Here is a 14052-nt window from a genome sequence, read left to right on the forward strand (position 1 = left end):
GTCGCTGATGTTTAAACTCAGCTTGTCGGCATTTGCTGCGCGCTGAATTACGATTTGACCCTGTGCATTAAATATTTCAACCTTTTCAATGCTACTGTCTGAAGCAATGTTCAAACGGTCACTGGTTGGGTTTGGATAAACGCTCAGGCTAATCGTGCTTTGTGGATTGTCAAAAATACCAACTGCGCTTAATGCTACGAGCTGTCCGCCTGATGGCAATGCTACATACAAGCCAAAAGCTTCACCATCGCTGTTGTTTGCAGGGTTCAAGAAACCTGAAGCCAGTACAGTTATAGCAGCATCGTCTAAACCTAAAGTAGCAAGTGGTGCTTCGTAAGCAGCCACAGTTGATGTGCCGGTTTCGTCGCGTACTTCGAGTACATAATCTTCGGTTGCAAGTTCAGCATATCCAAAGAAATCACCATACATTAAGTTGTCGATTAATTCACCGTTTACAACAGCGGTTTCATAAATATCAACGGTTGGTGCATCAGTACTTCCGTGGAATACCAATACGTCAGTATTACCTGAAGTGGCTGCCATTTCGCGTGCCATTGGGAATACATAAAGGTTAAATGCTTCTGCCGGGTCGTAACCTGACTCACTTACAATACCGTTAGCCACGATGATATATTTTTCGTCAGCTGTAAGGTTATAAGTAAATGAAGCAATTGTATCATTTACACTAGTTGAAGTTGAGGGAGCGATTCCAACAACTATATCTTGCTCAGCAGGAACTGTTAAGAATTCAGTAGCTGTGCGGAATGCAAAGTCATCACCAATTAATGCGCCATCAAGGTACACGTCTACATTTTCTGCAGCAGCATCAGCAGAGTTGTGAATGATCTGTACCTGGGCTTCCGGATCAGGCGTAACTGCTGGTAATTCTACCAGGGCACCACCTGAAGCCAGTGCAACGTAAAGACCAAAAGCTTCACCATCGCTGTTGTTTGATGGATTCAGGAAACCTGAAGCCAATACAGTAATAGCTGCATCATCTAAGCCTAAAGTGGCAAGTGGTGCTTCGTAAGCTGCAACAGTTGAAGTACCGGTTTCGTCGCGTACTTCTAATACATAGTCATCCGTAGCTAACTCAGCATATCCAAAGAAGTCACCATAAGCAAGGTTATCAATTAGTTCACCGTTTACAACAGCGGTTTCATAAATGTCCACTACAGGAGCGTCTGTACTACCGTGGAAAACGAGTACGTCAGTATTTCCTGAAGTAGCAGCCATATCACGAGCCATAGGGAATACATATAAATCAAAAGCTTCAGCAGGATCGTAACCTGAAGCACTTACAATACCGTTTGCAACGATAATATATTTCTCGTCAGCTGCAAGCGTGTAATTGAAAGCAGCGATTGTGTCATCAACACTTGCTGATGTTGAAGGCGCAATACCCACAACGATTTCTTCTTCAGCAGGTACCGTAAGGAATGATGTAGCTTCCCGGAACATAAAGTCATCTTTAATAAGGTCACCGTTCAGGTACACATCTACCATTTCAGCAGCAGCGTCAGCTGAGTTGTGAATAATTTGAACCTGGGCTTCCTGTACTAAGGGCAGTTCCACAAGTGGTCCACCTGCAGCAGTAGCAACATACAACCCAAATGCTTCTCCATCGCTGTTATTGGCAGGGTTCAGGAAACCAGAAGCCAAAATAGTTATTTCAGTACTATCTAATCCTAAAGTTGCAAGTGGAGCCTCATAAGCTGCAATAATTGATGTGCCTGTTTCGTCACGCACTTCCAGTACATAATCTTCGGTAGGTAGATTAGAATAACTGGCTGATTCTGTATAAGCCAGATCATTGAATAATTCTCCGTTTACCACGGCAGTCTCATAAATATCTACAGTAGGTGCATCGGTGCTACCGTGGAATACAAGTAAATTAGTGTTCTCTGCTAGAGGGGACTCCAGATCTGCAAATCGCAAGGAAATGTCAAAGGGTTGATTTGGTTCGTAGCCTGAATCACTTATAATACCGTGGGCAATAAGTTTATATTTGTAATCGTGCGCAAAAGCAAAATTAAAAGTTGCAATTGTATCATCTACGCTGGTCGAGGTAGAGGGCGCAATACCTAAGGCAACTACTTCTTCAGCAGGAACATCAAGAAACGGTGTAGCCTCGCGGAACATTAAGTCATCTTTGATTAATTCACCGTTCAGGTAGACATCTACCATTTCAACAGCAGCGTCAGCTGAGTTGTGAATTATTTGAACCTGAGTTTCCTGCACGAGCGGTAATTCCACAAGTGGTCCACCTGCAGCAGTCGCAGCATACAATCCAAAGGCTTCCCCATCACTGTTGTTTGCAGGGTTCAGAAAACCTGAAGCCAGTACAGTAATAGCTGCATCATCTAAACCTAATGAAGCCAGAGGTGCTTCGTAAGCTGCCACGGTTGATGTCCCGGTTTCGTCGCGTACTTCAAGTACATAGTCATCTGTGGCTAACTCAGCATATCCAAAGAAGTCACCATAAGCAAGGTTATCAATTAGTTCACCGTTTACAACAGCGGTTTCATAAATGTCCACTACAGGAGCGTCGGTACTACCGTGGAAAACGAGTACGTCGGTGTTACCAGTTGAGGCAGCAGCCTGGCGTGCCATTGGGTAAACATAAAGGTCAAATGCTTCAGCAGGATCGTAACCTGAAGCACTTACAATACCGTTAGCAACGATAATATACTTCTCGTCAGCTGTCAGCGTGTAATTGAAAGCAGCGATTGTATCATCAACACTTGCTGATGTTGAAGGCGCGATACCCACAACGATTTCTTCTTCAGCAGGTACAGTAAGGAATGATGTAGCTTCACGGAACATAAAGTCATCTTTGATAAGGTCACCGTTCAGGTACACATCTACCATTTCAGCAGCAGCGTCAGCTGAGTTGTGAATAATTTGAACCTGAGCTTCCTGTACTAGAGGTAATTCCACAAGTGGGCCTCCTGCTGCAGTGGCTGCATATAATCCAAAAGCTTCACCATCGCTGTTGTTTGATGGATTCAGGAAACCTGAAGCCAATACAGTAATAGCTGCATCATCTAAACCTAATGTGGCAAGTGGTGCTTCGTAAGCAGCCACAGTTGATGTGCCGGTTTCATCGCGTACTTCGAGTACATAATCTTCGGTTGCCAATTCAGCATAACCGAAAAAATCGGTATAAGCCAGATCATTGATCAACTCACCGTTTACAACATCGGTTTCATAAATATCAACGGTTGGCGCATCAGTACTCCCGTGGAATACAAGTACGTCGGTATTGCCAGCTGAGGCAGCTGCCTGACGGGCTGTTGGAAAAACAAAAAGGTCAAAAGGCTGAACAGGGTCGTAACCTGAAGCACTTATAATACCATTGGCCACAATGATGTAGCTTTCATTTGCTACCAGGTTATAACTAAAAGCAGCTAACGTATCATCCACGCTTGCTGATGTTGAAGGAGCGATACCTACAACAATTTCCTGTTCTGCAGGTACCGATAGGAATGCCGTTGCTTCACGGAAATTGAAATTGTCTTTAATTAGCGTGCCGTCCAAATACACATCAACTGATGATGCTGCTGCATCAGCAGAGTTGTGAATGATCTGAACATCGGCGGTTTGTGCTTTTAGTCCAAGACCAAAAAGCGCAATCAATGTCGAAAGAAGAATTGTTTTCATAATTTTTCAAGTTTAAATTAGAATTTAAGATCCTAACGTATTAATATAATAATTGTTTAATGTTTTATTTCAAAGATTAAACATCACAAAGTTTTGATAGATGATTTTTGTTAGACTTTTCCAGTTTTAGCAGGTGATAGGGAAGGATTATGCTGCTTTATTTGTATACGAAACTTTAACTTATTGTTAACTAAATTGTTGTCGGTAGCTTTTCTTATTTATGTTAATCTTGTTTTTACGAGTTATATTTTTCTATTATTCATCTTCTTAGTCTGTGTTTTAGGAAAATGATATAGACTCAAGCGAAAGTGTTTTGTTGATTTATAATATATAAGAATTAAACATTATAATTGTTTTACAGGTTGGCGGTACTATGAAAACAAAAAAAGGCTGTCCCTTTTAATCCGGACAGCCTCTATGTATAAGTTGGTTTTTTTTAGCCCAATCTTTTTTCAATAACTTCCCAGTCCAATACAGCAAAGAAATTCTCAATGTATTTAGGTCTGGCATTTTGAGTATCAAGGTAATATGCATGCTCCCAAACATCCATCGTCATAAGTGGTTTATATCCATCGCGAATTGGATTTTCAGCATTTTGACCTTGCATAATATCCAGGTCACCATCTTTATTTTGAATGAGCCATACCCATCCAGAGCCGAAAAGCGTAGTGCCTGCATTTGTGAAGTCTTCTATAAATTGCTCATAATTACCAAAAACTTTATCAATGGCTCCCAGAAGTTTTCCACCTGGTTTAGCTTTGGGGTTACCACTTAATGCTTCAAAATAGAAGGTATGGTTCCAGACCTGGGCTCCGTTATTGAATATGCCACCATCTGCATTTTTAATTATGGTTTCCAGATCTGCATTTTCAAACTCGGTTCCTTCAACCAGTTTGTTTAATTTGTCCACATAAGTTTTATGGTGCTTGCCATAATGGAATTCAATTGTTTTTGCACTGATATGTGGTTCTAAAGCGTCCTTTTCAAAAGGTAATTCTGGTAGTGTGAATTTCATAGCTTTCCTTTTTTTTATTATTTATAATTCAACCGTCTACCGTGATATACAAAAAAAGGTATCACCTTGTTTGGTGATACCCTTAATTAAGATTCATTCCAGATAATGTTGTGAAGTGGGAAAGCTTTACAACGGTTGGTAAATGTGAAATGCTCGGGTCATTGGGTATAATATCCGGAATGAACTTATGCTTTATATAACTCGTTGACTTTATCCCAGTTAATTACGTTGAAAAATGCATCAATGTATTCTGGTCTTCTGTTCTGATATTTCAGATAATATGCGTGTTCCCACACGTCTAAACCTAGTATTGGTTGTCCTTTAAACTCTGCTATATCCATTAATGGATTATCCTGGTTTGGGGTGCTACCTATTTTGAGCTTGCCATTGTCTTTTACCAACCATGCCCAACCTGAACCAAATCGTCCGGCTGCAGCCTGAGCAAACTCATCTTTAAAGGCATCAAACGAGCCAAATGTTTCTTTAATTGCTTTACCTATTTCGTCAGTAGGTTCGCCACCTCCGTTGGGGCTCATAATTTCCCAAAACAGGTTGTGATTATAATATCCACCACCATTATTTCTTACTCCTACAGAGTATTTTGAGACATTACTGAGTATGTCTTCAATATTATTGTTGTTTACACCTTCTTTCTCCAATGCGGCATTCAGTTTCTTGGTATAACCGCCATGGTGTTTATCATGGTGAATTTCCATGGTTTGGGCATCGATGTAAGGTTCCAGTGCATTAAAATCGTATGGTAAATTCGGTAATTTAAAACTCATAATACTATTTTTTTTTGATTTTATGTGGATAACGTCATACTTAAAAAATTGTTTAGTATATTTATATATTAAGATCAATATATATTAAATTGACTTGTATAATTTTTTCCTTTACCTTGAACATAAAAAAGATGTTCAGGACTTTCGATCATTTCAATGTTAAAACTGTTGATAAGCCCTATATTTCTGCACTTGGGACGCAATACGAGCAAACAGCCATAATATCTTTTTATGATTCTGCCAATCATCTTTTATCTACACGGGATTTTGGTGTTGCCAATATTGATAAAATTTATAATGAAATAGAGCAAGAGCGCATTATTGTGCTGGACGAAGCTTACATCCAAAATTTTTCAATAACAGCCTGGCGACGTTTGAATTTAATAGACAAAAATGAATTTGTAGCAATAAAAAAGATTATTGCCAACGATGCTTTTTTTAATGTGTTTAATAATGTTGACTTTTCTTATATTGCTCTTGAAGCGTGCGAGACTAATTTTAATAATAGTGTTTTTTATGGTGGAGATCTATCCTTTTCGCACAGTGTGTTTTCCGATGTAGATGCTGATTTTTCATATATAACACATCGAAAAGGCGGGTTGGTATTTAATTCTGCCAAATTTACCGGGGGCGGGCTTAGCTTCAAAAACTCCATTTTTTGCCATGGAGAAAAGAATTTTCAATACGCAAAATTTGAGCATTCCTATCTGGATTTCACCAATTGCGAATTTAATGATGGAGATATAAATATGGTTGATACCCGCTTTACCGGAGGCCTGAGCTTCAAGGTGGCGAGAATAGGAAAGGGCAATGTAAATTTTCAGTTTGCCCGTTTTACAACCAAAGAAGTTTCATTCGATCGGGTTGTTTTCGGAGAGGGCAATATTGACTTTCGCACTACTGAGTTTGAAAATGTAAAAGCCAATTTTAACCGCAGTATAGCCGGAAATGGATCCTGGGACTTTTCTGGTTGTGAGGCAAATGATGGAAAACTGACTTTTAAAAAGGTTTTGTTTGGTAGTGGTACGGTTGATTTTAGTGAAGTAATATTTAATCGAACAGACCTGAACTTTTCCAGGGCTGAGACACAGGAAGCACTCATAAAACTTGAAAATGCCAGGCTGCACAATGTGGATTTCAGCTATTGTTTTTTTAACCGTTATTTAAACTTCAGGCTGCACAGCGCGCAGCGTATAGATTTTAAAAATGCAATTGTACGTGATATTCTCGATTTGAATCTCCCTAAAGAGGGGCAGCCTGTTCCAATGTTGAACTTTACTGATATGAGTTTACCGGGCCTGCTCTATATCGACTGGAAGCGGAACCGGGTGGAACAGGCTATTTATAATCAAAATTCACTTACATCTGACTATGAGAAGGCTACACAATTTTTAATGCTTAAGGAAAATTTTAACACGAACGGTCAGTATGAGTCTGAGGACCTGGCGTATGTAGAATATCGCCGTTGCATTGCCCGATCAAGGTTAAGCAATAACGGCGGAGGGATAAATCAAAAAGTATTAAGAGGCTTTTTATACGGACTCGACCGGGTTTTACTTGATTATACCGGGTTATACGGCACCAGCCCCACACGCGTATTTACTACCATGATAATGGTTTATGTGCTTTTTAGTTTGGGATATTTGGCCATTATTCTGGGTGGTTCAGGCGATATAGTTGTTAGTGTTGGGGCCCAATACGACTTGTCATTGTGGTCTAAAAGCTTTTATCATAGTGCAATTACAATGCTAACCATCGGTTATGGCGACCATTTCCCCGTAGGAATTGCCCGGGGCTTAAGTGCGGTGCAAGGTTTTATCGGAATGCTTTTGCTTAGCTATTTTACCGTGTCGTTGGTGCATAAAATATTGCGTTAAATTGCATATCATATTTGTCTTAAATAGAAACCCTCAGGCTGTTTTGATTTAAAATAATACCAGTTTAAAGTATTTAAAATTTCCTGAATTTGATTAAATATCTTATCTTAAAGCCACCAATAATTTATATTGATGCCTTATTTTACAGTAAAAAACATACGGTTGTTTTATAATGAACGAGGTAAAGGTGTTCCCCTTATAATGTTACATGATAACGGCGGATCATCAAAAATGCTCAAAACTGAGATACGCTATTATAGTAAGCATTTCCGTGTTATTGCATTCGATTTACCCGGCCATGGCAGAAGCGACCGCATCCATGATTTTGACGGTGACTTTTGGCAATACAGTGCTTTTATTATTAAAAAGGCACTGGTTGAGTTAGATATTACCGATACGAATATTATGGGAACAAGCGGAGGTGCAATTGTGGGGTTTCATCTGGCTTTAGACCAGGATATAAATTGCCGTGCACTTATTGCTGACAGTTTTGAAGGACTGGCTTTACCACCTGAGCGTGCTAAACAAAAAATGGAGCAAAGATCACGTACAATAAAAATAAATTTCTTTCGCATGTTTTTTCAATACCTCCATGGAAAGGACTGGCAAGAAGTATTAAGAAGTGATGCAAATAATCAATTACATTTTGCAGAACATAAAACTGTGTGGTTCGATTCACTCGAGGAATTGAACTGCAAGGTTTTACTGACTGCACTTACAAATGATAATATGATTCCCCGCGCTGCCGAAAAGGTTAAGCTGGTACACGATTTATTGCCCAATAGCAGACTGCACCTATTCGACAAAGGCAAGCATCCGGCAATGCTGTCAAATAAAAAAAAGTATCGCAAATTGGTTTGTGATTTTTGCTGTAAACAATAACCCGGCAAACTTGTCGGGATTATGACTCATGGAAAAATACAGAGTTTATTAATTGTTCTGCACTATTTTATGCTGAAAATACCATCGAAATACCGTAAGTATATAAGACCATTTCTGGGCATATTTATTCTATTACTTGGGCTTGTTTTTATGTTTGTTCCCTTTATTCCACTGGGCTATATATTTTTGGCAGCAGCCCTTATTATCCTCTCGTATGAGCTGCCACCAATACGCAGATTACTCAATCGCCTTAAAAAAAACGGAAATGGAGATGAAATCGAAAAGATTGAAGCTGAAGTAGATGAAGTTGAAGACGAAATAAGCAAGAAGATTGTGGAAAACGAATCAACCCGGTATCAGAAAAAAGGCCCGGAGCAATAATGGCCACGGACCTTTAGTTATGAAAATGAACAAAGTGCACTCTTATGAGTTTTTAAAAAGAGTGCCAGCCCTGGTAAAGGTCTGATTGAATGATTTCATACTTTGGTGAATATTTTTATCGAATTCATCCCAGTCAGCTTCCGGATTGGCCTCCAGGGTGTCGAATTTTTCTGTTAATTCGGTTTGTATTTTTTCCAGTTGTAAAAGAAGTTTTTGTAGTTCATCATCCGGGTTTTCTTCCTTACTCAAGCGTTCACGAATACTCAGAACCTTTGAGTTTATGTCATCTATTTTTGCTTTTATGTTTTGCTTAAGTTTTGTATTACTCATAATTCCTCCTGTTTTTTTAAATTTTAATAACGTAGCAGCGCATTTGCATTTGTTTTATGCAAGGGCATTTTATCCTGGGGGAGCAAGTAAACTTTGCCATTATTTAGAACAGTATTCACTGCTGCAAGATTGTAGAGCGAGGCATTTTGGGTTTGCTTCTCGCGATCTATAATAATGGTGTTGTTCTCCTTATCGAAAAGGCCAAATGTTTCTTTACCAGGCTGAATAAATAAAGTATCAATTTGCCCATTAACAGCAGCTGGAACAATATCCTCTATCTCTGTAAGTGTTTTGTCAGTTGCAGAGTATTGACGGAAAGAATTGATCTTTTGTGTTTTGGTTTGTCCAAATTCTTCCTGTAAATAAATGGTGGCCTCGTGATGAAGGTCCAGTGGATCTATTTCTTTTGGGTTTAGCGGAATATGGTTTTTACTGAGGTTATTGTAACCCGATATGTCTTTATAAATGCCATAATGCTGTTGGTCGCAGGCCAATATCATTGGGTAGGATGATCCATTTAAAAGACCCGATATTTTTTTGTCAACCTCACGCAAAAATTGCTTAACCTCTGTTTGTTTATCGTCTTTTCCGCCTCCATGTCCATGGAAAATGGCATTTCCGCTATTATCATGACCGGTTCGCTGCTGTAGGTGGCGCTGTTCGGTTTCATTTCCTACAACATCTTCGAGTTTTTGTGGTACATCAGATGTATCCATTTCTGCAATTGTGTAGGGTGTGGATTCATAGAGTTTTACTTCGTCAAGATTAAATGCCAAAATGTAAAAAATATCATCATTGTTGAGCATTGGAATCAGCGGTTTCAGATAAAAATGATCAGCAATGTAGTAGTATGGTGCAAAATGAATCGGGACCTTAAACTTTTTTATGCTATTTGGGGTGATGAATATGGCCAAACCATCAGATTGATCTGTCCAGAATTCATTATCTTCCATAAGTGTTGTAAGTGGCCTCAGATATACATCAGCATCATTCTCACTTAATTCTCTTTTGAGCAATTCGCTGCGCACTTGCTTAATAATATTTTTCAATATTTTTTGTGCATGCTGCTCTTTTACTTCTTGTCCGGCCCTATAGGCAGGTACATAAACTGATAAACACAGCGGTTCGTGTGTATAGGCCAACTGTTTAAAATCCTCTGTGTTGAAAATTACACTCTTCGTCTGCATATTTCCTCCTCTAATTCTGTTATTGTCTCGATTTTATTTTCGTTCATTAAAGAGCACTTAGAAAACAAGGTTTGCTATACCAGCAAATAGAAGCACAATCATCAGGGTCCAGAAAAAGAATCCAAATGTGATACCCAGCGCCCTGGCTTGTTCTGCTTCTTCTTCGGCTTGTTCAAATGGTGTTTCGGGTTTTTCTGCTTTGGCTGGTACAAGAGCTGCAATTAATAGCATTGTAAAAAGCCCTATAATTAAATACCCAAGCCAGGGTACACCATAAAACAAGGGGCCTATTGGTGTAATCCATGATCCCACGGCCCATGAGAACAGAAAAATAATGAAGAAAAAGAAAAGAGAACCACTCATAGGTCCGGGACCTTCTCTTTTAAATACTGAAGGTAACAGTGCCGCAAATATTACTGCTATAAGTAATGATATGAATACGGGATATAACATAGTTTCTTGATTTTTGGAATTGAAAATTCAAACAGCTATCATGATACAACTTTGATAAAAGTGGAAATTAAAAGGAAAAATTATAGTTCTGAGCCTGCCGTAATGGCTTTTGATTGTTTATTGCAAAACAAAATTTATTTATGCGCTTCCATCCCATTTGCATCGGGACAGGTAATGACAACTGAAATCAAAATTATAAACATATGAAAATGAAATTGAGGACTACCTGAAATGGCCGTTAGGTGTTTTTAAGTTATGGGATTCATAATTTTGCATTTGACAACATGGCCATTTCTCCAGGTAGCCCCTGGGTTATTTCAGATTATTTAATTTTCAGGTTGTTTTCCACATTCCATGCTCCGCCTTCCCATGCATTTTCGGTAGCACGTTGGAATTCGGTCATGTTATCTGCTGTACCGGTAAGTGTAACATCACCGTTTTGAACGTTTACTTTTACATCGTCAGCATCTACATAAGGACTCCACCACAACTGGCTTTCAACATCTTTTTTTATTTGCTTGTCGTTTGGTGTAGTTATGGTTATGACCTCAGCAGTTGCCGCTGGTACGTAGTACCACTCGTGGAATGGTGTATCGTCCCACCAGTAATAGGAGTAGGGCGAGTTTACCGTAATCATGTTCTTCACCGTGGTTACCCCTTTTACACCACTGGCAACCCATTCGGCTTCCATTTTTTCCATGTAACTGTCTACCAGGCCGGAAAGGGTTACAATGCCGGCATTTACATCAACTGATATTTCATAGGATTCGGTAACTGAGTTGCGCGCCAGTGCGGCAATAACATTATCTTTTATTTCAAGGTCTGCAGGTGGCAGATCAAGCTCTACTTTTATTCGGTTTGTTACACCTTTTACACCAATGGTATGTTTGGCGAGGTTTTCTGCTGCCTGGCGTGCTTTCATGTTATCAACGGTACCTCTTAATGTAACCCAACCGTTATCTGATTCAGCTGCTATGTCGAATGAATAAACCCTTGGGTCGAATAAGGCGGCATCTGTTATGGCATCTTCTATTTTCTGATCCGATGCTTCCACATTCTTATTTTTACGTAAATTTTCGTCTTTGGCCCACCATTCAACATCTAAATTCGATACATCTACATCTTTTACACCGGTAATCCATGCTAAATATCTTGCATTGCGCTTTTCAGCAGCACTGCCAACCGTACCACTTAGTTTTACTACGTTGTTTTTAACTTTAACATCTATAAGGCCATCATCAACAGTTTTACTCCATTTCAGCGCACTTTCGATTTCATTTTGTAGCTCATCATCAGTGCGGGTGAGGTCATAATTTATCTCAATTTTGTTTGAAACAGATTTTACGCCTACCACCGATTTAGCTACATTTCCTGCAAGCTGCTTTTCGCGGTAAGAATCTACTTTACCAGAAAGCGTTACTTTTTTATTCATTACGCTTACATTTACTTCGTAGCTCTCTGTTGCAGGATCATTAAGCAGTGCCACAGTTACTTTTTTTTCAATGCTTTCATCGGTAAGCATAACTGGTGGGTTAACCGTGATGCGGTTCGACACTGAACGTACGCCCTTAACCATTTCAGCAATTTTTGTGGCACGTTCTTTAGCCTTAATGTTGGAAACGGTTCCTGTCAGTTCTGCAATACCATCGTTTACTTTAATGTTTATTCTGTTAAAATTAATAGCATGATCGAACTGATATTCTGTTTGAATTGCATCTGCAATTTTTTGGTCAGAAATGTTTTCCTGAGACCAACCAATTGTTGCCAATGCAATTAATAAGCCTGCTAACAATACTTTTAGTCTCATAATGATTTATTTTTGGGATTCTACAATCGAATGTTTTGGTTTATATTATGCCTGACCATGCTTCTGTTCCCTTTGGTCATTTTCAAAAATTTCTGCAATTTTTGCCAGACCGGCTTTAAAATAGTCGGCACTTTCCGAAAATTTATCTTTCGTCTCCTGCCAGGCCTGGCCGCTTGATAACTCGAGGTCTTTATATTGCTTTTCGAGTTCTGCAGATCTCGCTTTAAGCGCGGCTATTTGTTCATCATATTGTGCCTTCATATTTTTAGACACATGTTGTCGCTTTTTTTCTAAATCTTCTATTTGGTTGAATATATTATCAACTGTTTCTTTTGCTTTTATTCTGTATTTTTCTTTTTCCATTGTATTATTTTTTAGAGGATTCACGTAAAATTATTTCTATTTGCTGGCTTTTTTCCTCAAGGTCATCCAGCTTTTCAAATATTTTAGCTGCCGTTTGATGTTGATTATCCAGTTTGGTCATAGGGCCACTCCCTTTTTGGTTCGATTAATTTATGGTAATTATGGAATATTCCAGTTCATTTGGTTACGTCCGTAAAAATCATACACTTTCTTCTCAAACTCGATATTGACGGGAGTTGCCGGGTGGTATTCTGGCGCATGTACCATGTTTTTAAAATCTATTTCTAATGTAATGCGCTGGTTTACATAGCTTATCTCTTTAATCCAACCAATGGCAAGCATTACTTCTCGTTCTGTATCAGTATATTTGCTATTGGTTACGAAGTATACAATTTGCCAGTCGTCATCATCAATAATAATATCGGTAAGTTCTCCGTAGCTACCATCTGATGTGTCGACTTCATATCCGATTACCTCTTTAAAACTTCTCAGGTTTGTATCCACATCTTCTTCCTTTACCTGGTTTTCTGGAGTTACTATAGGGCGTGGTGGATATGCTGAAGTACCTATTATAGGTGGTGCTACTGCCCAATAGTTATTGAGCTGTAGGTGTTCTGCCAGCTCTTGTTCATATTTTCGCGAAACCGGAAGTGTTTCATCCGTAGCCGGGCATTTTTCAATATCTTCTTTAGACATTTTAACAGGGAACTTGCCTTTGCTCCATTCTGGTTGATCTAAAAATACCCTGGGTATTAAAACTTGCTTGCTTGGCAATATTTTACCCTGATCAGCTTCAAGGTATCTGATTACCCAACGCTCTTCATCGAATAAGAAGTCTTTTACTTTTCCCTTTTCTTTATCAGTTGTTGCCAAGTCGAATCCTAGTAGTGCTTTTAAACTCCGCTTCATAAATCGCTCCTTTCTTATCTTATTCTTTAAGTGAATTTTGGGTTTTTAAGATGTTTTTGTTCAGCGCTTCAATTTGTTGTTCTACAATTTTTCTTTTACTGGTAAAAACCGTATCGTTTTTTCTTTTTAAGTTTTTTAGGTTATAACTAAGTTTTTTGTATTCCTGCTCGATTTTATTGAGCATTTCTTTTGCTATGGTGTCTGACTTTCGAGCTTTAGATCTTAACTTCAGTCGTGTAATTTTATTCTGTATTTGTTCTGCTTCTTTCTCCAACCCCTTTATGATGGCTGTTTTTTCAGTTGCTACATATGCTTTTGTCGTTTCTCCAGTTTTTTTGGCTTCCTTCTGAATATTATTTCTCATTATTTTCTCCTGCTCTGTTGTATTACAACTCATCAG

Annotated in this window: 13 protein-coding genes; 3 read left to right on the forward strand and 10 right to left on the reverse strand. The window is 38.9% G+C overall.

The window, feature by feature from the left end:
- The 3 genes from VJ937_RS04395 to VJ937_RS04405 all read right to left on the reverse strand — a co-directional run.
- Positions 1–3663, reverse strand: a 3663-nt coding sequence (locus VJ937_RS04395; protein WP_324065677.1) for a DUF4397 domain-containing protein, incomplete at its 3' end; no start/stop codon positions are given.
- A gap of 436 nt (positions 3664–4099) precedes the next feature.
- Positions 4100–4678, reverse strand: a complete 579-nt coding sequence (locus VJ937_RS04400; RefSeq protein WP_324065678.1) for a superoxide dismutase — start codon at positions 4676–4678, stop codon at positions 4100–4102.
- A 185-nt stretch (positions 4679–4863) separates the two neighbouring features.
- On the reverse strand, positions 4864–5463 hold the full coding sequence (locus tag VJ937_RS04405) for a superoxide dismutase (protein WP_324065679.1): 600 nt from the start codon (positions 5461–5463) through the stop codon (positions 4864–4866).
- A 131-nt stretch (positions 5464–5594) separates the two neighbouring features.
- On the opposite strand from VJ937_RS04405, the gene VJ937_RS04410 reads away from it, so the two are divergent.
- The 3 genes from VJ937_RS04410 to VJ937_RS04420 all read left to right on the forward strand — a co-directional run bounded on the left by VJ937_RS04410 (position 5595) and on the right by VJ937_RS04420 (position 8603).
- Complete coding sequence (locus VJ937_RS04410; RefSeq protein WP_324065680.1) at positions 5595–7340, forward strand: potassium channel family protein; 1746 nt, start codon at positions 5595–5597, stop codon at positions 7338–7340.
- 132 nt (positions 7341–7472) lie between these two features.
- Positions 7473–8222, forward strand: a complete 750-nt coding sequence (locus VJ937_RS04415) for an alpha/beta hydrolase (protein ID WP_324065681.1) — start codon at positions 7473–7475, stop codon at positions 8220–8222.
- A 21-nt stretch (positions 8223–8243) separates the two neighbouring features.
- On the forward strand, positions 8244–8603 hold the full coding sequence (locus VJ937_RS04420; protein WP_324065682.1) for a hypothetical protein: 360 nt from the start codon (positions 8244–8246) through the stop codon (positions 8601–8603).
- Positions 8604–8645: 42 nt separating this feature from the next.
- Here the strand turns inward: VJ937_RS04420 and VJ937_RS04425 are convergent, their stop codons facing one another.
- From VJ937_RS04425 to VJ937_RS04455, 7 genes are all read right to left on the reverse strand, one after another.
- Positions 8646–8933, reverse strand: coding sequence for a hypothetical protein (locus tag VJ937_RS04425; protein WP_324065683.1), 288 nt, complete (start codon positions 8931–8933; stop codon positions 8646–8648).
- Between the two features lie 23 nt (positions 8934–8956).
- The gene (locus VJ937_RS04430) at positions 8957–10120 is read right to left on the reverse strand and encodes a hypothetical protein (protein WP_324065684.1); all 1164 of its coding nucleotides are present in this window, start codon (positions 10118–10120) and stop codon (positions 8957–8959) included.
- Between the two features lie 57 nt (positions 10121–10177).
- Positions 10178–10573 carry a hypothetical protein gene (locus VJ937_RS04435; protein ID WP_324065685.1) on the reverse strand — a complete coding sequence of 132 codons (396 nt, stop codon included), beginning with the start codon at positions 10571–10573 and terminating at the stop codon, positions 10178–10180.
- A 322-nt stretch (positions 10574–10895) separates the two neighbouring features.
- On the reverse strand, positions 10896–12380 hold the full coding sequence (locus VJ937_RS04440; protein WP_324065686.1) for a BON domain-containing protein: 1485 nt from the start codon (positions 12378–12380) through the stop codon (positions 10896–10898).
- A 45-nt stretch (positions 12381–12425) separates the two neighbouring features.
- On the reverse strand, positions 12426–12743 hold the full coding sequence (locus VJ937_RS04445; protein ID WP_324065687.1) for a hypothetical protein: 318 nt from the start codon (positions 12741–12743) through the stop codon (positions 12426–12428).
- Between the two features lie 159 nt (positions 12744–12902).
- Complete coding sequence (locus VJ937_RS04450; RefSeq protein ID WP_324065688.1) at positions 12903–13652, reverse strand: PRC-barrel domain-containing protein; 750 nt, start codon at positions 13650–13652, stop codon at positions 12903–12905.
- A gap of 19 nt (positions 13653–13671) precedes the next feature.
- The gene (locus VJ937_RS04455) at positions 13672–14049 is read right to left on the reverse strand and encodes a hypothetical protein (RefSeq protein ID WP_324065689.1); all 378 of its coding nucleotides are present in this window, start codon (positions 14047–14049) and stop codon (positions 13672–13674) included.
- Positions 14050–14052: the final 3 nt, after the last annotated feature.

The organism is Salinivirga sp., assembly GCF_035268865.1.
Lineage (GTDB): Bacteria > Bacteroidota > Bacteroidia > Bacteroidales > Salinivirgaceae > Salinivirga.